Below are 24,725 nucleotides of genomic sequence, written 5' to 3' on the forward strand. Positions count from 1 at the left end.
GGAGATGCTTCGTGAGCAAGCAGATGACGGAGATGCTCAAGGGCACGCTGGAGGGCATCGTCCTCGCAATCCTCTCCGTTCAGCCCGCGTACGGTTACGAGATCACGGCACGCTTGCGGGAGCAGGGCTTCTCCGACATCGCCGAAGGCACCGTCTACGCATTGCTCGTCAGGAACGAGCAAAAGGGCTTCGTCGCCGTTGAGAAGGTCCCGTCCGAGAAGGGCCCACCGCGCAAGGTGTATTCGCTCAACGCTCTGGGACACGAATATCTCGCGGAGTTTTGGAGGACGTGGAGCTTCCTCGCGGAACGTCTCGAACAGCTCCGGGAAAGAAAGGCATGAACATGTTCATCGCACGGATGATCGACGAGAAGAAACGCTACTGGCAGTACAAGGCGCGCACGGATCAGCTTCCCGCAAACTATCACACCGCGATCGATGCGCTGGAGCGGTACCTCATGTACTTCGGGCCGGGGAAGGGCGACGAGTTGCTGGCGATGCTGGAGGATCTTGCCGATCTCTTCGACGAGAGCGCCGCGAACGGAACTCCAATCCGCGCGATCGTCGGTGAAGATCCCGTGGAGTTCGCCGAGGCGTTTCGTCGGAATTATCCGGTGGGCCAGTGGATCATCCGGGAGCGCGAACGGCTGACCCAAGCCATCGATGGCGTCGCGGCCAACCAACCGTAACGAAACAGAGAGCGGATGTCCGACGGGAGGCACGAGGCGATGAGCGACGTCAATGGCGTGGTCGAGCACGGCTGGGAGCAGGTAGCGGACACCTTCCGCGCCAACTTCAAGGAAGGAAAGGATCTGGGCGCTGCATGCTGCGTCTATGTCGATGGGCGTGCTGTAGTCGATCTGTGGGGCGGTCTGGCCGACCGCGACGGGAATCGCCCGTGGGTACAGGACACGGTGGCGCTCGTCGCGTCGACGACGAAGGGTGCGACCGCAATGTGCGCTCACCTTCTTGTCCAGCGTGGACAGCTCGATCTCGATGCTCCCGTCACCCGATACTGGCCGGCGTTCGGCGCGGCGGGCAAGGGAACGATGCCGGTCAGGCATTTGCTCTCTCACCAGGCCGGTCTGCCCTATGTCGACACACCGCTGACATTCGAGGAGGCGTGCGCCTGGGATCCGCCTATTCGCGCGCTGGAAGCACAGCAGCCGCTCTGGACGCCGGGGACGGAGCACCTCTACCACGCCATGACGTTCGGCTTCCTCGTCGGAGAGGTCGTCAGGCGGATCACGGGCAAATCCTTGGGCACATTCTTCGCCGAGGAAATCGCCCGCCCTCTCAAGCTCTCCGCATGGATCGGTCTACCCGAAGAGATCGAGCCGCGGGTTGCCCGGCTCGAAGTGGCTCCCTTCCCATACGATTCTCCCGAAGACCTGGTGACCGACTTCGCCAAGCTCATGGGGCTGGACCTCGCCGTGGCGGCGACCTTGGTGAAGGATGTTTACGGACCGGGTTCGGCCTTCATGAAGGCTGGGGCAGTCGGCGGCGTCACCGAGCAGAACATGCACTCGCGGGCTTATCGGGCGGCGGAGTTTCCCGCCGCGAACATGTTCGCCAACGCCCACTCCATCGCCCGCATGTACGCTGCAACGGTGAGCGACGTCGACGGCATCCGTCTCCTCCAGCCTGACACGGTGGCGGCGATGACGGTGGTTCAGACCGACCGCACGCCCATGCACGGCGTCCCGCCGGAGTTGCTGCCCTACACCAAGAACCTGTTCAACATGTCGCTGGGCTTTTGGCGGGCTACCCCGCCCATCAGCTCCCTGCTCGGCCCGGCGTCTTTCGGCCATCCGGGCAGCGGAGGGTCGCTGGGGGCTGCCGACCCCGAATCCCGGGTCGGCTTCGGCTACGTTACCAATCTCTGGGCGGCCACCCTGATCGATCCGCGTGCCATCGAGCTGACGTCCGCGGTTAGAAAGTGCCTTGGCTAAAGCGCGATGAGATTGGGTTGAATCATCATCGCGCCTTGGCTCGTTGTTCGAGCATGATCTTTCGGAAAACCGCTTCCACGCTTTTCCGGATCAAGCGCTAGATCGTCGGCACGTTGCTTCGCCGCGCGGGCTCGATCAGCTCGCGCCGCGGGCCTGACAGCCGCTTGTACATGTGCACCATGAAGGCCATCCCGAACAACGGCGTCGCCAGATTGACGATCGGGATCGACACGAAGGCCGCGATGAACAGGCCGGCGGTGAACACGGTTGCCGCATTCTCCTTGCGCATCGCCTTGGCGTCATCAGGCGCGCGGAAGCGCATCGCGGCGAGCTCGAAATATTCGCGGCCGAGCAGCCAGGCGGTCGCGATGAAGAAGATGATGAAGCCCGCGCCCGCGAACAGCACGAACGGCAGTGCGACCAGGTAGACCAGGACCGTCAGCAGCGCCGTCTTGACGCCTTCGATCGTTGCAAGCGTCACCGGCAGCGCCGTGCCGGGATGGTCGGCCGGATAGTGCTCGCGCTCGACATGGTCGGCGACGTCGTCGACAAACAGGCTCGCCATCAGCGAGGTGATCGCGGGCATCAGGAAGATGCCGCCGAGCACGACGCCGAGGCCCGCCGAGATCGAGACGATCCAGGACAGCACGTGCAGGGTGGAATGGAAGTTGGGGCCGAGCATGCCTTCGGCCCAGACCTCGCCAGTGTCGGCAAACCAACCCAGCAGCCGCTGCAATCCGATCGCGAGCACGGTGATCAGCACCAGCGCAAGTCCGATCGAGCGCCACAGGATCGTGCGCATCGGCGGCGACAGGGTTTGCGAAAGCGCCTTGACGGCGGCGTCGAACATGACCGGGTACCTCTGCAGAATGACGAGCGAGAGGTAGCCACCCAATATGGCTTCGGCAAGTGCCGCTTGTGTCGCGGTCACAGCGTTTTCGAGCAAGGCCTGTCCCGCACGTGATGCGGGGTCGACGCCGGTTCGCGTCAAGAAGAGATCCGGAGCTTCGGTTCTTGATCCAATCAGAACCGAAACGCTTCAGGCGTCGAGCGGCTTGCCGCGGACGTTGGGTCCCCAGACACCGATTGTAATAATTACGATGACCATCGCCGCGGTGATCAGGCTGAACACCCCGCTCACGCCGGCCTCCTTCAACATGAACGCCACGATGAAGCCGGAGAAGGTCGCGCTGAGCCGGCTCATCGAATAGACGAGGCCCGCCGCGCGCGCCCGGATCGAGGTCGGGAACACCTCGGTCTGGTAGGCGTGATAGGCGTAGGACAGCGTCATGTTGGCGCCGGTCACCAGCACGCCGCTGGCGATCAGCAGCATCGGTTCGGTGAGCTGCGCGAAGGCGAGGCCGAATACCGAGATCGCGGCGGCCGCGCCGCAGATGATCCATTTGCGCTCGAAGCGGTCGGCGAAGGTTGCGGCCAGCAGCGGCGCAAGCGGATAGGCGAAGGCGATGATGAAGGAATATTGCAGGCTCTTGGTGATATTGATGCCCTTCTGGACCAGGAGCGCCGGAACCCAGTTAGAGAAGCCGTAAACGCCGAATGCCTGGCACAGATTGAAGATCATGAAGAGCACGACGAGCGAGGCGTAGGGCGGCTTGAACAAATCGGCATAGCCGGTCTCGACCGGCGCACGTGCCGGCGCCATCGCAATCGTGGGGGCAGGACGCGGCGCGGCGATAGCCGATGAAGCTTCGAGCCTCCGCATGATTGCCGCGGCCTCGGCAAGGCGGCCATGCCGGGCCAGCCAGAGCGGGCTTTCCGGCACGTAGAGCCGCAGCACCCAGATGATCATGCTGGCGGCGGCGCCGATCAGCACCACCCAGCGCCAGCCATCGATGCCGTAGGGCGAGAGCGGCACCAGCCACCACGACAGCGCGGCGACGATCGGCACCGCCGAAAGCATCACCGCTTGGTTGATCGCAAAGGCCCGGCCGCGCATCCAGCTCGGCACCAGCTCGGTGATGTAGGCGTCGATGGTGATGACCTCGATGCCGATCCCGATTCCGGCGATGAAGCGCCACAGCAGCACGCCGCCAGGTGTGGTCTGGCACGCCATGATCACCGACGCCGCGCTGTAGAACAGCAGCGAATAAGTGAAGACGGCCTTGCGCCCGTAGCGATCGGCGAGGAAGCCGAGGCAGAAGGTGCCGATGAACAGGCCGGCGAAGGTCGCCGCGACGAAGGCGCCGATCCCGGAGAAGCCGAAGAAGGCCTGTGTCGTCGTGGTCATCAGCCCGCTGCGGACGAGACCCGGCGCGATATAGCCGGTGAAGAACAGATCGTAGATTTCGAAGCAGCCGCCGAGCGAGAGCAGGATCACCAGCCGCCAGCCGTAGCCGGAGGTGGGCAGCGCTTCGAGCCGCCGCGAAATCTCGTCCGGCCCGCTTGTCGTGTTGGCAAGATCGGCAACCGAGCTGAGTTCGACGGCGCTCATGATGGTCCTCCCCGAATGGTCCAACGGCCGCCTTTCTTGCGAAGGCGTGCCGGCTAGGCATGTTTGGCAGCTGGTAGCCAGAAATCCAGACGAACATATCGAAGCAATCGTTCGATATTTTCGATAGCGTCGTTCTGACGCGCTTGAAAGCGCGTTAGATCAGCAGCGTCGCCTCCCACGCGCCGCGCCCGACCTGTTCGGCGATCAGGGAGCGGATCAGCCGGCACATCTCCTCCATGACATAGGTCATCGGCCGGTTGCGCAAGCGGCAGAGATAGAGCGTGCGGCTCAGCCTGGGTTCGATCACCTCGCGTGCGACCAGCAAGCGCGCCTTCAATGGCTCGCTGACGAAATGCGTCGTCGCGATCGTGCAGCCGAGGCCCGCGGTCAAGGCACCGATCATCCCGCTGGTCGAATTGAGGTGCAGGATTGCATTGGCCTCCAGCCGCTTCAGCGGCACGGGGTCGTCCAGCAGGGCGCGGGCCGACAGCCCGTGCCGCAGCAGGATCAGCGGCAACTGGGCCACCTGCTCGAACGTGATCGGTCCCTTCTTGCCGATCAGCTTTTCGGTGCCGACGCAGAACATCTGCTCCTCCAGCACCGGCTCGGCGATCAGATCCTTCTCCGATGGCGGATTGTAGACCAGCGCGAGATCGACGTCGGAGCTCATCAAATGCAGCAGCGTCGCGCCGGAAAGACTCTCGGTCAGCGACAGCTTCAGGTTCGGATATTTCGCCAGCACGGTCCGCATCAGCGGCACGCCGATCGCCTTCATGCCGGAATTGGCCATGCCGATCGAGATCTCGCCGGCAATCGCACTGCCGCCTTCCTTGATCTCGCGCTCGGCCGCCGCCATCGCCCGCAGGATGATGCGGGCATGCTCGTAGAGCCGCTCGCCCGCCGCGGTCGGTTCCATGCCGCGCGGCTTGCGCTCGAACAGCGGCGTGGCGAATTCCGCCTCGAGATTGGCGATGTGGTGGCTGAGCGCGGATTGCGCGACATTGGCCTGATCCGCCGCCCGCGACAGGTTGCGTTGCTCGTAAACCGCGATGAAATAGCGAAGCTGGCGCGAATCCATTGGGGTTCTGCGTTCTAGAACGACGAATGCACTATTCGACAGATTATATTTTTCAGATAGCGTGCGGAAGCCTAACCTGCGCCGATCACAAAGCGTTTTCGAGCGGGGCCTGTCCCGCACTTGATGCGGGATGGGTACCGGTTCGCGTGAAGGAAACGCGTCTGAACAAGAGCGCAACGAGCACGGAGAAACCGATGACCGGGAGCGGACTGCCGCTGGAAGGCGTGAGGGTCGTCGAGATGACCCACATGGTGATGGGGCCGACCTGCGGGATGATCCTGGCGCAACTCGGCGCCGAGGTGATCAAGGTCGAACCCCCTGCGGGCGACAAGACCCGCTCGCTCGGCGGCATGGGCGTCTCGTTCTTCCCGCTGTTCAATCGCGGCAAGCGCAGCGTCGTGCTCGATTTCGCCAAGCCCGACGACCGCGACACGATGCACCGGCTGCTCGCCAGCGCCGACGTGTTCCTGGAGAATTTTCGTGATGGCCAGCTCGACAAGCAGGGTCTTGGGCCTGCGGAGCTGCGCGCGAAATATCCGCACCTGATCATCGCCGGCCACAAGGGCTTTCTCTCCGGCCCCTACGATCATCGCCCGGCGCTCGACGAGGTCGTGCAGATGATGTCGGGGCTCGCGGCGATGACCGGCACGCGCGACAAGCCGCAGCGCGTCGGCTCTTCCGCCAACGACATCATGGGCGGCATGTTCGGGGTGATCTCGATCCTCGCCGCGCTCTATCAGAAGCGTGGCGGCAACCGGAATGGCGCCGACATCCGCATCGGCCTGTTCGAGAACTGCCTGTTCCTGGTCGCCCAGCACATGGTCGAGTACGAGATGACCGGGCGCAAGCCGCGCTCGATGCCGGAGCGCGAGCATGCCTGGCCGATCTACGACATCTTCGATGCCGCCGGCGGCGACCGCATCTTCATCGGGGTCGTCACCGAAGGCCATTGGCAGAGCTTTTGCCGCGAGTTCGGTCTGACGGAATTCGCCGACGATCCGACGCTGCGCTCGACCACGGACCGCATCATGGCGCGCGACCGGATCATTCCGCGCGTCGCCGAGGTGATCAAAGGCTGGAACGTCGCCGACCTCTCGGCCAGGCTCGACGCGCTCAACATCTGCTTCTCGCCGATCAACCGGCCGGAGGATCTGCTGCAGGACCCGCATGTGCTGCGGCCCGGCGGGCTCGTCAATAATGTCAACGCCGACGGCAAGCCGTTCCGCGTTCCCGCGCTGCCGGTCGAATGGAACGGCAGCCATATCGGCGAAGGCCTGAAAGTGCCGGTGCTTGGCGCCGATACCGATGCGGTCCGCGCCGAACTCGCACAACAGAAGATTTCATCAACCGGAAACGCTGCGTGAGGCTGACATGACCCGCGTCCACGATATCTATCCCAACGACAAGGTGAGCTTGCGCGAGGTCGGCCTGCGCGACGGCCTGCAGCTCGTGAAGACATTTCCGTCCACCGCGGCGAAGCAGCGCTGGGTGCGCGACGAATATGCCGCCGGCGTCAGGCATTTCGAGGTCGGCTCGTTCCTGCCGGCCAAGACCTTTCCGCAATTCGTCGATGTCCGCGATGTCATCGCAACCATTGCCGCGCTGCCCGGCGCGCATGGTGTCGCGCTGGCGCTGAACGAGCGCGGCGTCAACGAAGCGTTGGCCTCCGGTGTCGCCGAGATCGCCTCGGTGGTGTCGGCGACCGAGGAGCACAGCCAGGCCAATGCCAACCGCTCGCGCGAGTCGGCGATCGAGAACATCAAGCGCCTTTGCGAGCTGCGCGACGCCAGCGCGCACAAGCCGCTGGTCAATGCCGCGATCTCGATGGGGCTGGGCTGCTCGATCGTGGGTGCGGTCGATCCGAAGGAGGTGCTGCGCCTCACCGAGAAGCTCTATGAGGTCGGCGTCGACATGGTCGCGATTGCCGATACCGTCGGCTATGCCGGGCCGAAGCAGGTCGGCGAGCTGGCGCGCGGCGCGGTGAAGATCGCAGGCTCCAAGCCGGTCTGCGTCCATCTGCACGACACCCGCGGCATGGGCATCGCGAATGCCTCCGCCGCGCTCGATGAAGGTGCCCGCGTTCTGGACGGCTCGCTCGGTGGCCTCGGCGGCTGCCCGTTCGCGCCGGGCGCAACCGGCAATGTCGTGTTCGAGGACCTCGTCTTCCTCTGCGAGAGCAAGGGATTTCCGACCGGCATCGATCTCGATCGCCTGGTCGAGGTGCGCGCGATCCTGAAATCCGAGATGCCGAACGAGCAGCTCTATGGCGGCCTCGCCCGTGCCGGCCTGCCGCGCGGCGCCAAGGCGAAGGTGGCGTAGCGTGACCTGTGGCCACGCATGGGCGTCGTTCTGATCAGTCGCGCGCGCGGCGGCTCGAGCTGAAATCCTCGATATCGGGCTGCACCGGGGATGTTTCGCGATAGGGCGGTACGATCAGCATCACGACCCGCCGTGTCCGGCCGGCCCTGCCGAGCAGCGTCGCCTGGGCATCAAACTCGGAGCGAAAAACGTCGGTTGCGCGCAAGGTCGTGCGCTCCATCCAGCTCAGGCAATCCGTCTGGTCGGCGAAGCACAATGCGGCCCAGCCGCGATCGAGCGTGGTCTTGCGCGGCAATCCCCAGGTGTACTGGTAAGCGAACGGCCGGGCATAGTGCGGATGGTCCGGACTGTAGAAGGCGGCAGCGAAAGCGAGCGCGTCGTCGCCGCTGACGGCGGCGAGCGGCGTCACGGCGGCGTCGCGCCACCGCGCGGTGAGCTCCGCCGCGGCGGCGTGATAGAAGTCGCGGCCTTCTTCATAGCCGCAAGCGTTGCGATAGAGGGCATGGATCGGAGCGCCGACGGTGACCGCGAGAATGGCGATCCCGGCCACCATGACGGTCAGGTTGACCGCGTAGAAGCGCTCGATCGGGTAGCTCGTTGCGCACACGATCAGAACCACGAACAGGAAGAGACCCTGTACCGCCCAGAGCGACGGCAGGTCGGTGCCGATCGCGAGCGAGACGGTCACCGGAAACAGGATGGTCCCGATTGCGACCAGCAGCAGCAGACGGAGCCCTGGGTTCATCGCGCGGAAATCGGCCGGCAGCCGCGCCAGCCGGGGGCCGGCAATGAACACCCAGGTCACCGCCGCGATCGCGAGCGCTGCGATCAGGCCCGTGATGAAGTAGGTGACTTCCCATAGCGCGGCGACATGATCGGCGCCGGCATGCGCGAGCGCATAGTCGAACGGCGTTGCGCCTGTGGTGGCGAGCCAGTGCAGATGCGGGCCAAGCACGAGCATGCCGGCCAGCGTCGAGATCCAGGGTGAGGCCGACAGCAGATAGCGGCGGCGATCCGGATGCAGCACGGCTGCGGAGACGAAGCTCGCGACCAGGAAGATCGAATAATATTTGCCGAGCATCGCCAGTGCGCACGCCGCGCCCGCCGCGATCGCCCAGCCGAGCTGCCTGGGCGCCTCGAACGCACGCAGGAAGCAGTAGGTCGCCAGCGGCCAGACCGCCAGCAGCACCGTGTTCGCATTGAAGCGCTGGGCGTGGAATTGATAGACCGGCAGCAGCATCAACAGCAGCAGCACGATCGCCCGCTTCTCGCCACGGACAAAGCGGCGGGCGATCAGGTCGACCGCCCACAGCGCCACGGCCGCGTTGACCATTGCCATCAGCTGCAGCGACCAGTCGGTCAGGGGGAAGATCGCCGTCCATCCCCGCGTGATCCAGCCCATCAACGGCGGATGCTTGGGGTATCCCCATGCGAGGTGCCGGCCGAGCGTCCAGGTCTCGAGCACGTCCGGATGCAGGCCGGCGCCGAGATAGGCGATGACGAGATACGCGGTCCAGATCGCGACAAAGAGGGCGAGCAGCAGCGGGATCGACCACCCGGTCTCGATCCCCTCCAGCCACGCGATGAAAGGACGACGCCACCGCGCCGGGTCCTTCTCCGACGCCGCAGCCATCGCCGAGAAATCTATGATCGAAAGCACCGTAAAACTACCGAATGAAAACAAACCCGAAGCACGTGCACCCTAGTGATGCAGCAATACGAACTCAACGACGAAGCCGGACGATGAGACGAAGGTCTTGGTCGACGCCGCCAACGCGCGATTTTTTCGACCCTGACATCGGCACCCGTCACACCGGCGCGGTCTCTGCCACGGTCACTTCCGCAGCCGGAAGCGCCGCCTCTTCGTCAATCGCTTCAGGAACAAGCGGCGGCGACTTGTACTCCGGAAACACACCGAATTCGCCGGCTACCTCCTGGAGCGGCTTCTGCTTGTCGGCCCAGTGCAGGGCCGTGTAGTCGAAACCGTGCACGATGGTGGGTTTGATGACTTCGAAATAGGGCGAGATGTCGAAGTCGCGCGGCATGTAGAGCGAGGAATCGCGGATGTGCAGTATCTCGCGACGCGCCTTGCGGCTGGCAGCACGCGTGATCTTGGGCAGGATCGGATAGCGCACGGCATCGAACGCCTGCGCGATCAGCGCCGAGCAGATGATCTTGGTCGGATCGCCGGAGCCGAACGCGATCATCCGGCGCCGCCAGCGCTGCGGGATCGGCAGCGGAAACAGGAAGCGCGCGAGATCGACGATGTTCTTGGTGTCGTAGCCGAAGCCGATGCGGTTGATGGCGTAGCGGCACACCGTGGTGCGGTCCTCGAAGGACAGCCCGACCGGGCGGCAGAGGCGGGTGTGATAGGACAGGTATTTCGACAGCGGCGCGGAGGTCACGCCTTCGCCGATATTGGCCTCGATCAGCACATGCTGTTCGCCGTCAGGCTCGAACGCGCCCTCGATCGGTCCAACGAAAAGCGCGGCATGCGACCAGGTCGATTGCGTGAGGTATTTGATGATGCCGGAAATCCGGTTGTTGCCCTCGACCAGCAGCACATCGCCGGGCTGCATGATGCCCCGCAGATGGTCCGGGTCGCTCGGCGTGAACGGCTCGTAACCGGGGACTTCCTTCTGCAGGTACCCCGCGATCCATTTACCGACGGTATCGAGCATTACGCCCATGGATTCCCCCCAGCGGTTCTACGACCGCTTCTGTTCACTTAATCATGGTCGCAAGCCGTTGCAATTTAGTTCATGCCATCGGCGGATCAATCATGATTGATTTACCGTGATGGTTGCTGCGGTCGGTGAGATGCGGCACAGTTCGCGAAGCGTTCCCATTCTCTGCAAGTCCCCGGAAACCATGCCAGAAGCTATGTCATGACAGCGACCCGCCGCGATTTCCTGTCGGCGTCCGCAGCTCTTGCGCTGGCGCCCGTGCTGGGCGGCCCGGTTGTCGCTGCGCCGCTGCCGCGCGAGGCCGACATCGTGGTGATCGGCGCGGGTGTCGCGGGCATTGCCGCGGCGCGACGGATCGCCGGCGCGAACCGCAAGGTGATCGTGGTGGAGGCGTCCGGCCAGGTCGGCGGCCGCTGCCAGACCGATGCATCGACCTTCGAGGTGCCGTTCGACCGCGGTGCGCGCTGGATGCACAATCCCGAAACCAATCCGATGATCCGGCTGGCGCGCTCCGCGGGCCTCGACATCGTCACGGCGCCGGCAGGGCAGAAGATCCGCATCGGCCGGCGCTACGCCCGCCCCGGCGAGACCGAGGAGTTTCTGGCGGCGCTGGTGCGCGCCAATCGCGCCATCGACGACGCCTCGCGCAAGGCCGATATCGCCTGCGCCGCGGCGATGCCGAAGGATCTCGGCGATTGGGCCGGTACCGCGGAATTCCTGCTCGGCGCCAATTTCAGCGGCAAGGATCTGAGGGACCTTTCGGCCGTCGACAAGGTGCGCGCGCAGGATCGCAACACCGCGATCGCCTGCCGGCAGGGGCTCGGCGCGCTGATCGCGAAGCTCGGCGAGCAGCTTCCGCTGGCGCTGTCGACACCCGCGCAGCGTATCCTCTGGAGCAATCGCGACGTGATGGTCGAGACGCCGTCCGGCAAGATCACGGCGCGCGCCGCCATCGTCACGGTGTCGAGCAACGTGCTCGCGAGCGGCAATATCAAGTTTGCGCCTGAGATCCCGAAGCGCACGCTCGACGCCGCCGCCAAGCTCGGACTCGGCAGCTATGATCGCATCGCGTTGCAGATCCCCGGCAATCCGCTCGGGCTGTCGCGCGACGACGTCATCATCGAGCAGAGCAATTCGACCAAGACGGCGCTGCTCTACGGCAATATCGCGGGCTCCTCGCTGTGCACGATCGACGTCGCAGGCTCGTTCGGCCGCGACCTGTCCGCGCAGGGCGAGAAGGCGATGTCGGCCTTCGCGGTGGAATGGCTGACCAAGCTCTATGGTAGCGAGGTCGGCGCTGCTGTGAAGAAGACCAGCGCGACGCGCTGGAATGCACAGCCCTTCATCCTTGGCGCGATGTCGGCCGCGATACCCGGTGCGCAATTTTCCCGCAGGATCCTGTCCGAGCCAATCGGCGCGATGTATCTCGCGGGCGAGGCCACGCACGAGACGCTGTGGGGCACGGTCGATGGCGCCTGGGAAAGCGGCGAGCGCGCCGCCGACGCCGCGCTGCGCAGGATCGGCGGGGTGAAGGATGCGACGCCGGAGCCCGCAGCGCCCGCCGCAAAACACAAGCGCCGCGCGCCGCGCTCTGCCGGGCCGATGAATTGATGGCTGTGTGAGATCAGGCAGCTTGGTGGAGTGTGGGTAGAACGCTGCCGCACGACAGATGTCGTCCCTGCGAACGCAGGGACCCATACTCCGCGGCCGTTGTTGTGTGAACGCAACTCGTCGCTCGAGCATCGCGTAACCATCACCATTCGTGGTTATGGGTCCCTGCGTTCGCAGGGACGACGGCGAGTCTGTGGCGCCACCTGAGTCGCCCATCCCCGTCGCCGTCGGGCAGCTCAGTGATTGGGGCGGCTTTTCTTCCCGTCATTCCGGGGCAGCCCGCAGGGCTGAGCCCGGAATCCATCGGGCCGCAAAGTGGTGGTGAAATGGATTCCGGGCTCGAAGCTGCGCGTCGCCCCGGAATGACAGGAACGGACAGCGTGCCCAGCCTCACACCGGCAGCTTCAGCTCCATCAGATCCTTGGCCACCACGATGCGGCCCTTGAAATTCGTCTTCACGTCCCGTGTCCAGTCGTCGTCGGTGACATCAGGGTCGTCGCCGGGGACGAAATGGCTCAGCACCAGTGTCTTCACGCCGGCGGCGGCTGCGATGCGGCCGACGTCTTCGGTCGAGGTGTGGCTGTCGAGCAGATGCTTCTTCAAGGTCGCGCCGTTCTTGGTCTTGGCGACCAGCCGATCGACCGCCGGAACGTACAGGCATTCGTGCACCAGCACGTCGGCGTCCCTGGCGAACTCGGCGAGCTTTGGATTGTAGGCGGTGTCGCTGGAGAACACGATCGTGCCGTCCGGGGTCTCGAACTTGTAGGCGAAATTGTCGACGATGGGCGGATGCGGCGTGCGGAACGCGGTGACGGTGACGTCAGGCGTCTTCAGCACCACGCCGTCGTCGGTGATGTCCTTGGCGATCAGCAGCTTGCGCGGATCGGGCCGGCCTTCGTCCGCGATCCGGGTCTCGACGTCGAACTTGTTCAGCTCCCAATATTCCTTGGTCATCGCCTCGATGCCCTTGGGGCCGAACGAATGGATCGGCGTCGAGAGGCCGGCCGCCCAGGCGTTGTAGAACAGATTGCCGTATTCCAGATTGTGATCGGAATGGTGGTGGCTGATGAAGATGTACTTCACCGAGGGGATCGGCACGCCGGCGTTGACCAGCTGCCGGCTGACGCCCATGCCGCAATCGATCACGAACGGCGTGTCGTTGACGACGACGAGATTGGCGGGGTTGGAGGCGCCGATGCCGACGCGGGGACCGCCCTTGGTGCCCAGGAACACGATGCGAGTGCGCGGCTTTGCACCCTGCGCGCGCACCGCAGGCGCCGCGAGCATGGCAGCGCTGCCGAGCGCCAGTTTCAATGCATTGCGGCGGTCGATCATCGGTTCTCTCCCTGACTGTTTTCTGGACCCTAGCCGCCGCGCAAAATGCCATCAAGCGCCGGCAGGCCGACGATGACGGCCGCTGCAATCAGCGCGTAGCAGATCGCGCGAAATACCTGCTCGCTAGCCTTGCCGAACAGCGACGCGCCAAACCAGACGCCGATGCCGTAGATCGGGCCGACGATCAGCGAGAACTTGACCGATTCGATCGTGATCAATCCGGTGAACCAGTAGCTGACCAGCGAGAAGAAATCCGAGGCGCCGAAAAACAGCACGATGTTGGCGCGCGAGATCACCGACGAGATCGGGCGTCCCAGCCAATAGGCGACGATCGGCGGGCCGCCGGTCTGCGCAAGGCCGCTGCAGAAGCCGGAGAGGCCGCCGACGCCGATCGAGAGCGCGGCGTGATCCTTGCCGTGATAGCGCCAGCCCGACAGCAGCAGCGCGAGCAGCGCCGCGACGAAGCAGGAGATGATCCAGCGCGTCGTCACCGGCTCGAGCACCGTCAGGAAATAGGTGCCGACGGGAACGCCGACCAGCGCGCCGGCGACCATCACCGCGGTCGCCTTGCGATCGGCATGGGTCCAGGCGTTCGGCAGCAGCGGCGCGGCGGCGACGAAGTCGATGATGAGCAGCAGCGCCGCCACCAGCCGCGGCGCCGCCACGCTGCTCGCCAGCGGCATGAAGATCAGCGCCGAGCCGAAGCCCGAGAAGCCGCGCGCCGTGCCCGACACGAACGCAATCGCGCAGATCGCAAGCGCGATGCTGGTCGAGATGTCGGAGGGGAGGAGGGTGAAAGAGGTCATGGGAGGATAGCGAGATCCAACTAGCTGGCCGGCAAATGGACTCAGACCCGTCATCCTGAGGTGCGAGCGGAGCGAGCCTCGAAGGATGAATCGGCAACAGCTGGGCCGTCGACCCTTCGAGACGGCCGCTGCGCGGCCTCCTCAGGGTGACGGTGATGGGTCCGCGTACGTTCCCGACCCGCGTTCCCGAGCGAGGGAGGGAACGCAGCAGCGGAACACGCGGCCCGATCACGCGCGCAGCGTGCCGCCGGTCTTCTTGGTCACTTCGGCGACGACCTTGGCGGCGACGGCGTCGATCTCCTGGTCGGTCATCGTCTTCTCGCGCGGCTGGATCGTCACGGCGATCGCGATCGACTTCTTGTCGGGATCGATGCCCTTGCCTTCATAGACGTCGAACACGGTGACGCCGGTGATCAACTTCTTGTCGACATTCTGCGCCGCGCGGACGATGTCGCCGGCCTTGACGCTGCGATCGACGATGAAGGCGAAGTCGCGTGATACCGGCTGGAAGGCCGAGAGCTCCAACACCGGCTTGGCGCGGGTCGCCTTCTGCTTGCCTTCCGGGATCCGCTCGAGGATCACCTCGAACACGATCATCGGACCATCGGCGCCGAGCGCCTCGGCCGCACGCGGATGCAGCTCGCCGAAAGTGCCGAGCACGTTCTGCGGGCCGATCTGGATGGTGCCGGAACGTCCCGGATGCAGCCAGGCAGGACCGCCCGGCACGATCTGCAGCGCCTGCATCGGCGCGCCGGCGGCCGCCAGCACGGCGAAGGCGTCGGCCTTGGCATCCATCGCATCGGCCATGGCTGAGCCGATCCAGTGCCGCCCGATCCCCTTCGACGAGGCGTAGCCATGGCGTACGCCGGAGGCGGCCACGAGCTGATCCTCCGGCCTGTCGCCGCGGAACACCTGGCCGACCTCGAACAGCGCGACGTCGGGATAGCCGCGGTTGATGTTGGCCTGTGCCGCCGCAACGAGGCCGGGCAGCAGGCTCGGCCGCATGTCGGAGAGGTCGGCCGCGATCGGGTTGGCGAGCACGAGCTCGCTTTGGCCGCCGCCGAACAGCTTTGCCGCGTCGTTGGTGATGAACGACCAGGTCACGGCTTCCACCAGGCCGCGGACGCCGAGCGCGCGCTTGGCGCGGCGGGTGCGCTGCTGCATCGGCGTCAGCACCGGCTTGCGCGGCTCCTCGCCACGATCGAACGGCGTCATCGGCACCTTGTCGACGCCGACGATGCGCACGATCTCCTCGACGATGTCGGCCTTGCCCTGCACATCGGTGCGCCAGGACGGGATCGCGATCTTCACGACAGGGCCGTTGCCGGCCAGCATGAAGCCGAGCCGGGTCAGGATCAGCTTCACCTCGACCAGCGGCACCTCGATGCCGGCGAGGCGCTTGACCTCGCTGAGCGGGAAATCGACCACGCGATCCTCGCCGAACTGCTTGCCGACCACGACGTTCTCGGACGGCGTGCCGCCGCACAGCTCCAGCACCAGCTTGGTCGCGAGCTCGAGCCCGGGCACCATGAAGGCCGGATCGACGCCGCGCTCGAAGCGGTAGCGCGCATCCGAATTGATGCCGAGCTTGCGGCCGGTATGCGCGATGTTGATCTCGTTCCACAGCGCCGATTCGATCAGCACGTCAGTCGTGTTGTCGTCGCAGCCCGAGGCCTCGCCGCCCATGATGCCGGCGAGCGATTCGACGCCGTGCTCGTCCGCGATCACGCAGACATTGCTGTCGAGCGTGTAGGTGCGGCCGTCGAGCGCGAGCAGGGTCTCGCCGTCCTTGGCGCGGCGGACGCTGAGGTTGCCCTTGACCTTCTTGGCGTCGAACACGTGCAGCGGACGCGCGCGGTCGTAGGTCATGAAGTTGGTGATGTCGACCAGCGCGTTGATCGGGCGCAGGCCGATCGAGGTCAGCCGCTTCTGCAGCCATTCCGGCGACGGCCCGTTCTTGACGCCGCGCACCAGCCGCAGCGCGAAGCCCGGACACAGCGTGGCGTCTTCCACCTTCACCTGAACCGGGCAGGGGAATTCGCCCTTGATCGGCCTGATGCCGGGATCCTTGAATTTACCCATGTCGGCGGCGGAGAGATCGCGCGCGATGCCGTGCACGCCGGTGCAGTCCTGCCGGTTCGGCGTCAAATTGATCTCGATGACGGGATCGCCGAGCCCGGCCCAGTCGGCATAGCCCTTGCCGAGCGGCGCGTCGGCCGGCAGCTCCATGATGCCGTCGTGGTCTTCCGAGATCTGCAATTCGGCCGCCGAGCACAACATGCCGCGGCTCTCGACGCCGCGGATGGTGCCGACGCCCAGCGTGATGTCTTTGCCCGGGATGTAGGTGCCGGGCGGCGAGAATACGCTGATCAGCCCGGCACGCGCATTCGGCGCACCGCACACCACCTGCACCGGCGCACCGCCGTCGCCGGTGTCGACCACGCAGACGCGCAGCCGGTCGGCATTCGGATGCTGCTCGGCCGAGATCACGCGCGCGATGGTGAACGGCGCGAGCGCCTTCGCCTTGTCCTCGATGTTCTCGACCTCGAGCCCGATCATGGTGAGCTTGTCGGCGAGCTTGTCGAGCGGCTCGTCAGTCTCGAGATGTTCCTTCAGCCAGGAGAGGGTGAACTTCACGGCTGCATGCCTCGGTTCTTGTTGGTGTTGACTAGATTATCTTGGTCGCTCGTTTCGCAATGTCGCGCTCACGCGCGGACGTCACGTGCTGAGCCCGCCAGCGATGGTCGGGATGTCGAGCGGCTTGAAGCCGTAGTGGTTGAGCCAGCGGATGTCGTTCTCGAACAGCTGGCGGAGATCGGCGATGCCGTATTTCAGCATCGCGATGCGGTCGATGCCCATGCCCCAGGCAAAGCCCTGGTAGACGTCGGGATCGATGCCGCAGGCGCGCAGCACGTTCGGGTGCACCATGCCGCAGCCGAGGATCTCCATCCAGTCCTCGCCCTCGCCGAAGCGGATCTCGCCCTTGTCGCGGCGGCACTGGATGTCGACCTCGAGCGACGGCTCGGTGAACGGGAAGAACGACGGCCGGAATCGCATGTTGATGTGGTCGACCTCGAAGAACGCCTTGCAGAACTCGTGCAAGATCCATTTGAGGTGACCGAGATGCGGGCCCTTGTCGATCACGAGGCCCTCGACCTGGTGGAATTGCGGCGTGTGGGTCGCATCGGAGTCGATGCGATAGGTGCGGCCCGGGCAGATCACGCGGATCGGCGGCTTCTGGGTCAGCATGGTTCGCACCTGCACCGGCGAGGTGTGGGTCCGCAGCAGCATGCGCGAGCCGTCCTCCTTCGGATTGAAGAAGAAGGTGTCGTGCATCTCGCGCGCGGGATGGCCCTCGGGGAAATTCAGCTTGGTGAAGTTGTAGTCGTCGGTCTCGATGTCGGGACCTTCCGCGACCGCAAAGCCCATGTCGGCGAAGATCGTGGTGAGCTCGTCCCACACCTGGCTCAGCGGATGGATGCGGCCGGTCTCGGCCGGCGTCTCGCGCAGCGGTAGCGTGACGTCGATGGTCTCGGCGGCGAGGCGCGCGTCGAGCGCGGCCGCCTTCAGCACGTCGCGCCTGGCTGCGAGCGCCTGCGTCACCGCATCCTTGGCGAGGTTGATCCTGGCGCCCTCGGTCTTGCGCTCCTCCGGCGACATTTTTCCAAGGGTCGCAAGGAGCGCCGAGATCGAGCCCTTCTTGCCGAGCGCCGAGACGCGCACCGCCTCGAGGGCGGCCTCGTCAGCGGCCGAGGCGATCTGGTCGAGGATGGATGTTTCAAGCGTTGCGAGGTCGGACACGGTCAATTCCTGCGCTGAGCATGATCCGGTGGGAAGAACCGGCTTCCGAACCATGCGCCAAAATTCGGCTGGGTTGTCGCCGCCCGAAGGCCCAAACGTCAAGCAAAAAGCCGGTCATTTCGGGCTTGTGGCCGACTGCATTGAACCCCCCGCGGAGGTCAGGCTACCCAAGGGGAGTTCAAGGAGACCCACGCGATGTTGCTGCGATCTTGCCTGGCCGTGCCGGCGGTCCTGTTCATGCTCGGCACGGCGTATGCCGCGACCGAGGAATGTCCCGCCAAATCGACCCAGATGGACGACATCATCGCGGTGCTGGAGAAGGCACCGAGCTGCAACCGCGCGATGAAGATCTTCGAGGCGTGCGAATACGGCGCCAGCGGAGACGTCCAGTTCGGTGCCGTGGTCGAGAAGAAATGCGAGGCGGACTTCCTGTCCGGCCTCAAGGGCGCGCCGAAGCGGGCGTATCAGCACGAGATGCAGGTCTGCGACCGCAAGTACCGGAATGAATCCGGCACCATGTACATCTCGTTTACGGCGTTCTGCCGGGCGCAGGTCGCCCAGCGCTATTCGCAGAAGGCGCTGAAAGCGGGCCAGAAGGCCCGCTAGGATCAGGCGGCCAGCGCGGCCTTGGCCTTCTCGGCGATCGCCTGGAACGCAACCGGCTCGTGGATCGCGAGATCCGACAGCACCTTGCGGTCGACCACGACGCCCGACTTGGAGAGGCCGTTGATAAACACGCTGTAGGTCATGCCGAACGGACGGACTGCGGCATTGATGCGCTGGATCCAGAGCGCGCGGAAGGTGCGCTTCTTGCGCTTGCGGTCGCGGAAGGCGTACTGGCCGGCCTTCTCGACGGCCTGCTTGGCGGTCCGGATGGTGTTCTTGCGGCGGCCGTAATAGCCCTTGGCGGCCTTGAAGACTTTCTTGTGCTTGGCGTGAGAGGTCACACCGCGTTTGACGCGAGACATGACGGAAATCCTTGAGATCTAGAAGAAGTGACGGGGCGCCGCGCCAGGCGCGGCCGGGTTCAAGCAGATGAGCGCGATCAGGCGTTCGGCAAGAAGTACTTCTTGACGTTGTCGCCGTCGGTCTTGAACAGCACGCGGGTGCCGCGGAGCTGACGGATCTGCTTCTTCGTCCGCTTGATCATGCCGTGGCGCTTGCCGCGCTGGGCGTGCATGACTTTGCCAGTGGCAGTCACCTTGAAGCGCTTTTTAGCGCCCGACTTGGTCTTCAACTTGGGCATTTAGCTCTCCTGTCGCCCAACACGAATATCGCCCAAAGAGGCGTTCGGCCGGCTAAAATGCTCGTTAGAGCGTTGAAAGTGCTGTGGTTTTTTCCGAATTGAAAGAACCTGCACTGAACGTCGCCACGGCAGCCCTTGATCAGCCGGGCGGCGAAGGCCCGGCTTATGACAGAGGATCGGCGATTTTGCAACGTTTCAGGTAGCTAAACTACGGGAGCCCCCCAGACACGAAACGGCCCGCCAGAGGGTCTGACGGGCTGCTCCATTTTCAGCAAAGCGACGAATTCGAATTAGCGCGGCGCCAGCACCATCACGACCTGGCGGCCTTCGAACCTCGCGTCCTGCTCGACCTTGGCGAACTCGGCAACGTCGGCCTTCACCTTGTCCAAGAGCTTGGTGCCGATCTCCTGGTGCGCCATCTCACGACCGCGGTAGCGCAAGGTGATCTTGACCTTGTCGCCTTCCTCGAAGAAGCGCTGCATCGCGCGCATCTTCACGTCGTAGTCGTGATCGTCGATCATCGGGCGGAGCTTGATCTCCTTGATCTCGACGACCTTCTGCTTCTTGCGAGCTTCGGCGGCCTTCTTCTGCGCGGAATATTTGTACTTGCCGTAGTCCATGATCTTGCAGACCGGGGGACTGACGTTCGGCGAAATCTCGACGAGATCCATGCCGGCTTCCATGGCCATCTTGATGGCCACCATGGTTTCGACGGTGCCCTGGTTGACACCATCTGAATCAATCAGCTGGATCTGCGCGTTGCGAATCTCATCATTGGTGCGCGGCCCGTCTTTTGCGACTGTGGGCGGGGCTCTATTGGGACGGCGAATGGGTAACTCTCCAAAGTTGTGAAAGGGAAGGCGGATATTTTGAAGCAAGACGCTGCGACGGGCAAGCGAACTCGCTCTTTTACGCGGCAAAACCGTCAATTGCGAGGCATTTTGGCCACGCCCGGCACATATAGCGGGCGCGCCTGCTCTGCAAGGCGGGCCTGCTGCCGTTGACCGCTGCCGCGCGACGATTGAAAAGCAGGTCTCTGACACGCGAGTGACCAAACCATGAGCCAAACCGCCGCATTCGAGCAGGAACCCGCCTTCATCGAGGTCGGCGAGGGCCTTGGGGCGCGCCGGATCGCGGTGCGCGCCCGTCCAGGCGGCGGCCCCGGCAGCGCAAGTGGCGCGCCGGGCAGCACAAGTGGTGCGCCAGGGCTGTTCTGGCTTGGCGGCTTCAAGTCCGACATGACCGGCACCAAAGCGATCGCGCTCGATGCTTGGGCCGCCGAGCATGGCCGCAGCTCGGTCAGGTTCGACTATTCCGGCCATGGCGAATCCGCGGGCGACTTCGCCGACGGCACGATCGGCCGCTGGCTCGAGGAGAGCGTCGCCGTCTTCTCGCAATTCTGCCGCGGGCCGCAGGTCGTGATCGGGTCCTCGATGGGCGGCTGGATGGCGCTGCTGTTGGCGCGTGAGATTGCCAGACGTGGCAATGCGGGCGGCGGCGGCAAAGCCCAGCTCGCCGGCCTCGTGCTGATCGCGCCGGCGCCCGACTTCACCGAGGAATTGATGTGGAAGGGCTTCTCGCCGGAGATCCGCGCCGAGATCGAGACCAAGGGCGTCTGGCTCAGGCCGTCCGAATATGGCGACGGCTCGCCCTATCCGATCACCCGCAATCTGATCGAGGAGGGCCGCAACCATTTGCTGCTCGGCAGCCAGATCGACGTCGGCTGTCCGGTGCGCATCCTGCAGGGCGCGCAGGATCCCGACGTGCCGTGGAAGCACGCGTTCGCGCTGGTGCATCGGCTGCCGGCCGAGGACGTGGTGCTGACCATGATCCAGGACGGCGACCACCGCCTGTCGCGCCCGCAGGACATCGCGCGGATCATCGCCGCGGTGGCGGAGATTTAGCCACGCCGCCGCCCTTCGAGGGCCGCTGAAGAAGCGGCCACCTCCAGCGACAATGGCTTCGCCGTTGCGCGGGGGTGACGGCTACGGAAACAGGCGTCATCCTGAGGTGCGAGCGAAGCGAGCCTCGAAGGATGGCCACACGCACCGGGGAGAAACGCAATGGATACAACAAGCATGCTACGCGCGTTCTGCGACGCGGTCGAACAGCGCAACGGCAAGGCCTTCGCAAGCCTCTTCACCGAGGACGGCGTCTATCACGACGTGTTCTACGGTGCGTTCGAGGGCCACTCCAAAATCGCCGAGATGATCGACGACTGGTTCTACCGGACCGCGACCGATTTCCGCTGGGTCATGCATGATCCGATCACTGACGGCGCGACGCTCTACGCGCGCTACACGTTCAGCTACCGCTCGACCTTGCCGGAAGCCAAGGGGGCGCGTGCGATGTTCGAGGGCGTCGCGATCATGCGGCTGCGCGACGGCAAGATCACGGAGTACCACGAGGTCGCCAACACCGCGCCGGCCTTCGTCGATCTGAACTTCGCGCCGGAGCGGATCGCCAAGATCGTCGGCAAGCAGGGCGCTGCGCTGAGGGCCCGGCCGGAGATGAAGCGGCATTTGGATTGATCGAAGCCTCAATTTCTCTGTCGTCATTCCGGGATGCGCCGATAGGCGCAGGCCCGGAATCCATAACCACGATCGTGAGTATGGATTCCGGGCTCGCGCCAAGGGGCGCGCCCCGGAATGACGACAGTGGAGAAAGACCTACGGCGGCGGCGGATTGGTCATCGGCTTGCGCTGGGCGAGCGCCGCCACGGTCGACGTGCCGATCGGGCCGTTCTCGTCATAGAGCCAGCATTCACCGATCGCGATGCCGTCGGTGGCGTGATGGTTGACGACCTCGAAGCCGATCCAGTTGCTCACCGGCAAACGGTGCAGATAGATCGTGACGTCGCTGTTGATGTAGCCGAGGCCCTGGTCGCCGGCGTTTGCGAACGGGCTGGCGAAATCCGCGCCGGTCGCGACATGGACGAACGGCGTCATCTTCACGCCTGCGACGAGCTCGCGGACTTCGCTCATCCAGAGCCGGCGCTCGCCGAGCGAACCCATATGGCCGATGATCGGCCGCGTCTCCCACTTGCCGTTCATGCCGAGCCTCGGATCGGCGGGCCTCGGAATCTCCGCGGGCGCCGGCACCTTCCAGTTCGGCGGCGACCACACATTGCCGGGCGCATCTTCCGTCCTGCGCAACAACTGGCAGGAGCGCGCGCCATGCTGGTGCCGCCCGAGACAAACTCGGCCTCGATCACCTTGATGCGGAGCCCATCGCGCACGAGCTTGGTCGTCACCTCGACCGGTGTCGTGATGTTGGGCAGCCGAAACATGTCGACCGTGAGCCGTGCCGGGACGAAATCGTCGGAGCCGTGGCGCTCCTCGATGACGAAGCCGAGCAGGCCGATCACGACGCGGCCGTGCATCGATTCCGGGCTCCACGGTCCGTTCGCAACTGACGTCGGCATGAAGCCGTCGCCATGTCTGGTGAAGAAGGGCTGGTTTGTCATGGTTGTCGACCATGACGGGAACGGCGCGATGAAATCAAGAGGCGGCTGCCGCGCGCCATTCCTGCTGCACCGTGACGTCGGGCTCGCCGCCGGCCCGTGACGCCAGCGCCCCGAACGCATCGCGGGCGATCAGTTGCGACAGCGCCCACACCGCCGCGCCGCGCACCAGCGGGCTTGCATCGTCGAGCAGGCGCCGCGCCTCGCCGGCAAGGTTTGCGTCGCCGGAATTGCCGATCGCGATCAGCACATTGCGGATGAAGCGGTCGCGGCCGATGCGCTTGACCGGTGATTTCGTGAACAGCGCACGAAACGCCGCATCGTCGAGCCGCGCAAGATCGGCGAGCGCGGGCGCGCGCAACACGTCGCGCGCCGCAAGCTTCTGCTCGCGTCCCGCAATCGCGAACTTGTTCCATGGACACACCGCGAGGCAGTCGTCGCAGCCATAGATGCGGTTGCCGATGGCCTTGCGGAATTCGTGCGGGATCGGGCCCTTGTTCTCGATCGTCAGATACGAGATGCAGCGCCGCGCATCGAGTTTGTAGGGTGCGGGAAACGCCGCGGTCGGGCAGATGTCCTGGCAGGCGCGGCAGCTGCCGCAATGATCCGCTTCGCCCTCGTCGCGCGGCAGCTCGGTGGCGGAATAGATCGCGCCGAGAAACAGCCACGAGCCGAATTCGCGCGACACCAGATTGGTGTGCTTGCCCTGCCAGCCGATGCCTGCGGCTTGCGCCAGCGGCTTCTCCATGACCGCGGCGGTGTCGACGAACACTTTCACTTCGTCGCCGGTCATGGCGGCGAGCCAGCGCGCCAGAATCTTCAGCCGCTTCTTGATCACGTCGTGATAGTCGTCGCCCTGTGCATAGACCGAGATCGCGCCATGCGATCGGCGCGCGAGAATATCGAGCGGATTGTCGTCGGGTCCGTAATTGACGCCGAGCATGATGATCGAGCGCACGCCGCCCCACAGCACGCGCGGCTCAGTGCGCCGCTCCGGCTTGGCCGCGAGCCAGTCCATGTCGCCATGGCCGCCGGAGCCGAGGAATTCCAAAAAATACTGTCCGGCCTCGCGCGTCGCATCAGGATCGGTGAAGCCGATGGCATCGAAGCCGAGCGCGCGCGCCTCGCGCCCAAGGGCGGCCTTGAGATCGGACGGAGAGAGCCTGACCGCCTGGTTCAGAAGTCGAGGTCGACATAGGTGCGCGACGCCGGCACCCCCGCCAGCCATTCGCTGAGCAGCGGGCGGAACGACGGGCGGGATTTCACCCGCGCGTACCACGCCTTTGCCGCGTCGTCCTCGCTCCATGGCACGTCGCCCAGATAGTCGATCGCCGAGAGGTGCGCCGCGGCGGCGAGATCCGCGTAGGTGAGGCGGTCACCGGCGAGATAGTTCCGCGTCTTCGCCAGCCAGCCGATATAGTTCAGATGATAGCGCACATTGACCTTGGCGGCGCGCATGATGTCGGGGGCGGGCGGGCCGCCGCCATTGTCCTCGCTCATGAAGCGCTTGTAGATCCGCTCGGTCACCAGCGGGTTGGAGGCTTCCTCGAAGAATTTCTCGTTGAACCACGCCATCAGCCGGCGCACCTCGACGCGCTCGGCCGTTGAGGTCGGCAGCAGCCGACGTTCGCCGGCATCGAGGCCGTGCGTCTCGTCGACATATTCGGCGATCACGGGAGCCCCCGGAATCGGCGGAAAGCCCTCGGCGATCAGGACCGGCGTGTTGGCCGCCGGATTGAGCGCCAGGAACGCCTCGCGCCGCTCCCAGACCCGTTCCTCCACCAGGCGCAGATCGAGGCCATACTCGCCGAGCACGAGGCGAATGAAGCGCGAATGCGGGCAGAACGGATGGTGATACAGCGTATACATGAAGCCCTTGGTAGTGTCGTGGCGCTTAAGAAACCATCAACCTGTGTGACCTGAACCTGTGATTTGGCCAGACCAGTTCCGCTCGTCTCTATGTCGCGTCGGCACGC

23 protein-coding genes and 1 pseudogene are annotated in these 24,725 nt (G+C 64.9%); 9 read left to right on the forward strand and 15 right to left on the reverse strand.

The window, feature by feature from the left end; genetic code table 11:
* The first annotated feature begins 11 nt into the window (after nucleotides 1–11).
* Genes H8B02_RS11145 through H8B02_RS11155 form a run of 3 tightly spaced genes read left to right on the forward strand, consistent with a single transcriptional unit; the run spans nucleotide 12 to nucleotide 1,951 of the window.
* Nucleotides 12–341 (forward strand): PadR family transcriptional regulator, encoded by a 330-nt coding sequence (locus H8B02_RS11145; RefSeq protein WP_229166284.1) that lies wholly within the window; start codon nucleotides 12–14, stop codon nucleotides 339–341.
* A complete protein-coding gene (locus tag H8B02_RS11150) occupies nucleotides 338–688 on the forward strand; it encodes a DUF1048 domain-containing protein (protein WP_229166285.1) in 351 nt (116 codons plus the stop codon). The genes H8B02_RS11145 and H8B02_RS11150 overlap by 4 nt, the downstream gene beginning before the upstream one ends.
* Nucleotides 689–727: 39 nt before the next feature.
* Nucleotides 728–1,951, forward strand: coding sequence for a serine hydrolase domain-containing protein (locus H8B02_RS11155; RefSeq protein WP_229166286.1), 1,224 nt, complete (start codon nucleotides 728–730; stop codon nucleotides 1,949–1,951).
* A gap of 97 nt (nucleotides 1,952–2,048) precedes the next feature.
* On the opposite strand, the gene H8B02_RS11160 is transcribed toward H8B02_RS11155, so the two are convergent.
* The 3 genes from H8B02_RS11160 to H8B02_RS11170 form a co-directional block, all read right to left on the reverse strand.
* Entirely contained in the window at nucleotides 2,049–2,801 is a 753-nt protein-coding gene (locus H8B02_RS11160) for a sulfate transporter family protein (RefSeq protein WP_229166308.1), read from the reverse strand.
* Between the two features lie 189 nt (nucleotides 2,802–2,990).
* Complete coding sequence (locus H8B02_RS11165) at nucleotides 2,991–4,403, reverse strand: MFS transporter (protein ID WP_229166287.1); 1,413 nt, start codon at nucleotides 4,401–4,403, stop codon at nucleotides 2,991–2,993.
* Between the two features lie 154 nt (nucleotides 4,404–4,557).
* Nucleotides 4,558–5,481 (reverse strand): LysR family transcriptional regulator, encoded by a 924-nt coding sequence (locus H8B02_RS11170; protein ID WP_207834204.1) that lies wholly within the window; start codon nucleotides 5,479–5,481, stop codon nucleotides 4,558–4,560.
* A 194-nt stretch (nucleotides 5,482–5,675) separates the two neighbouring features.
* On the opposite strand from H8B02_RS11170, the gene H8B02_RS11175 reads away from it, so the two are divergent.
* Nucleotides 5,676–6,845, forward strand: coding sequence for a CaiB/BaiF CoA transferase family protein (locus H8B02_RS11175; protein ID WP_229166288.1), 1,170 nt, complete (start codon nucleotides 5,676–5,678; stop codon nucleotides 6,843–6,845).
* A gap of 7 nt (nucleotides 6,846–6,852) precedes the next feature.
* A complete protein-coding gene (locus tag H8B02_RS11180; protein ID WP_229166289.1) occupies nucleotides 6,853–7,800 on the forward strand; it encodes a hydroxymethylglutaryl-CoA lyase-like TIM-barrel protein in 948 nt (315 codons plus the stop codon).
* 34 nt (nucleotides 7,801–7,834) lie between these two features.
* On the opposite strand, the gene H8B02_RS11185 is transcribed toward H8B02_RS11180, so the two are convergent.
* Nucleotides 7,835–9,433, reverse strand: a complete 1,599-nt coding sequence (locus H8B02_RS11185; RefSeq protein ID WP_229166309.1) for a glycosyltransferase family 39 protein — start codon at nucleotides 9,431–9,433, stop codon at nucleotides 7,835–7,837.
* 175 nt (nucleotides 9,434–9,608) lie between these two features.
* Nucleotides 9,609–10,490, reverse strand: a complete 882-nt coding sequence (locus tag H8B02_RS11190) for a YiiX/YebB-like N1pC/P60 family cysteine hydrolase (RefSeq protein ID WP_229166290.1) — start codon at nucleotides 10,488–10,490, stop codon at nucleotides 9,609–9,611.
* A gap of 198 nt (nucleotides 10,491–10,688) precedes the next feature.
* Between H8B02_RS11190 and H8B02_RS11195 the strand changes: the two genes are divergently transcribed.
* On the forward strand, nucleotides 10,689–12,098 hold the full coding sequence (locus tag H8B02_RS11195; RefSeq protein ID WP_229166291.1) for a flavin monoamine oxidase family protein: 1,410 nt from the start codon (nucleotides 10,689–10,691) through the stop codon (nucleotides 12,096–12,098).
* 390 nt (nucleotides 12,099–12,488) lie between these two features.
* Here the strand turns inward: H8B02_RS11195 and H8B02_RS11200 are convergent, their stop codons facing one another.
* The 4 genes from H8B02_RS11200 to pheS form a co-directional block, all read right to left on the reverse strand.
* Nucleotides 12,489–13,433: an MBL fold metallo-hydrolase gene (locus tag H8B02_RS11200; RefSeq protein ID WP_229166292.1), complete on the reverse strand. Its 945-nt coding sequence runs from the start codon at nucleotides 13,431–13,433 to the stop codon at nucleotides 12,489–12,491.
* Between the two features lie 29 nt (nucleotides 13,434–13,462).
* On the reverse strand, nucleotides 13,463–14,239 hold the full coding sequence (locus H8B02_RS11205; RefSeq protein WP_229166293.1) for a sulfite exporter TauE/SafE family protein: 777 nt from the start codon (nucleotides 14,237–14,239) through the stop codon (nucleotides 13,463–13,465).
* A 228-nt stretch (nucleotides 14,240–14,467) separates the two neighbouring features.
* On the reverse strand, nucleotides 14,468–16,876 hold the full coding sequence (gene pheT / locus H8B02_RS11210; protein ID WP_229166294.1) for a phenylalanine--tRNA ligase subunit beta: 2,409 nt from the start codon (nucleotides 16,874–16,876) through the stop codon (nucleotides 14,468–14,470).
* A gap of 81 nt (nucleotides 16,877–16,957) precedes the next feature.
* Complete coding sequence (gene pheS / locus H8B02_RS11215) at nucleotides 16,958–18,040, reverse strand: phenylalanine--tRNA ligase subunit alpha (RefSeq protein ID WP_229166295.1); 1,083 nt, start codon at nucleotides 18,038–18,040, stop codon at nucleotides 16,958–16,960.
* 195 nt (nucleotides 18,041–18,235) lie between these two features.
* On the opposite strand from pheS, the gene H8B02_RS11220 reads away from it, so the two are divergent.
* Nucleotides 18,236–18,646: a hypothetical protein gene (locus H8B02_RS11220; protein WP_229166296.1), complete on the forward strand. Its 411-nt coding sequence runs from the start codon at nucleotides 18,236–18,238 to the stop codon at nucleotides 18,644–18,646.
* 2 nt (nucleotides 18,647–18,648) lie between these two features.
* On the opposite strand, the gene rplT is transcribed toward H8B02_RS11220, so the two are convergent.
* The 3 genes from rplT to infC form a co-directional block, all read right to left on the reverse strand.
* Nucleotides 18,649–19,008 carry a 50S ribosomal protein L20 gene (rplT, locus tag H8B02_RS11225; RefSeq protein WP_029081033.1) on the reverse strand — a complete coding sequence of 120 codons (360 nt, stop codon included), beginning with the start codon at nucleotides 19,006–19,008 and terminating at the stop codon, nucleotides 18,649–18,651.
* A 77-nt stretch (nucleotides 19,009–19,085) separates the two neighbouring features.
* Entirely contained in the window at nucleotides 19,086–19,286 is a 201-nt protein-coding gene (rpmI, locus tag H8B02_RS11230) for a 50S ribosomal protein L35 (protein ID WP_008539890.1), read from the reverse strand.
* Nucleotides 19,287–19,576: 290 nt separating this feature from the next.
* Nucleotides 19,577–20,116 carry a translation initiation factor IF-3 gene (infC, locus tag H8B02_RS11235; RefSeq protein ID WP_092126381.1) on the reverse strand — a complete coding sequence of 180 codons (540 nt, stop codon included), beginning with the start codon at nucleotides 20,114–20,116 and terminating at the stop codon, nucleotides 19,577–19,579.
* Between the two features lie 228 nt (nucleotides 20,117–20,344).
* On the opposite strand from infC, the gene H8B02_RS11240 reads away from it, so the two are divergent.
* Nucleotides 20,345–21,190 (forward strand): alpha/beta hydrolase, encoded by an 846-nt coding sequence (locus H8B02_RS11240; protein ID WP_229166297.1) that lies wholly within the window; start codon nucleotides 20,345–20,347, stop codon nucleotides 21,188–21,190.
* 159 nt (nucleotides 21,191–21,349) lie between these two features.
* Nucleotides 21,350–21,817 (forward strand): nuclear transport factor 2 family protein, encoded by a 468-nt coding sequence (locus H8B02_RS11245; protein ID WP_229166298.1) that lies wholly within the window; start codon nucleotides 21,350–21,352, stop codon nucleotides 21,815–21,817.
* A gap of 138 nt (nucleotides 21,818–21,955) precedes the next feature.
* Here H8B02_RS11245 and H8B02_RS11250 read toward each other — a convergent pair.
* The 3 genes and pseudogenes from H8B02_RS11250 to H8B02_RS11260 form a co-directional block, all read right to left on the reverse strand.
* Nucleotides 21,956–22,752, reverse strand: a pseudogene (locus tag H8B02_RS11250) (acyl-CoA thioesterase domain-containing protein).
* Nucleotides 22,753–22,786: 34 nt separating this feature from the next.
* The gene (gene queG / locus H8B02_RS11255; RefSeq protein ID WP_229166299.1) at nucleotides 22,787–23,977 is read right to left on the reverse strand and encodes a tRNA epoxyqueuosine(34) reductase QueG; all 1,191 of its coding nucleotides are present in this window, start codon (nucleotides 23,975–23,977) and stop codon (nucleotides 22,787–22,789) included.
* A complete protein-coding gene (locus H8B02_RS11260) occupies nucleotides 23,926–24,618 on the reverse strand; it encodes a glutathione S-transferase family protein (RefSeq protein WP_092120870.1) in 693 nt (230 codons plus the stop codon). The genes queG and H8B02_RS11260 overlap by 52 nt, the downstream gene beginning before the upstream one ends.
* Between the last annotated feature and the right edge of the window lie 107 nt (nucleotides 24,619–24,725).

Origin of the sequence: Bradyrhizobium altum (assembly GCF_020889705.1) — a bacterium.
Taxonomy (GTDB): Bacteria; Pseudomonadota; Alphaproteobacteria; order Rhizobiales; family Xanthobacteraceae; genus Bradyrhizobium; species Bradyrhizobium altum.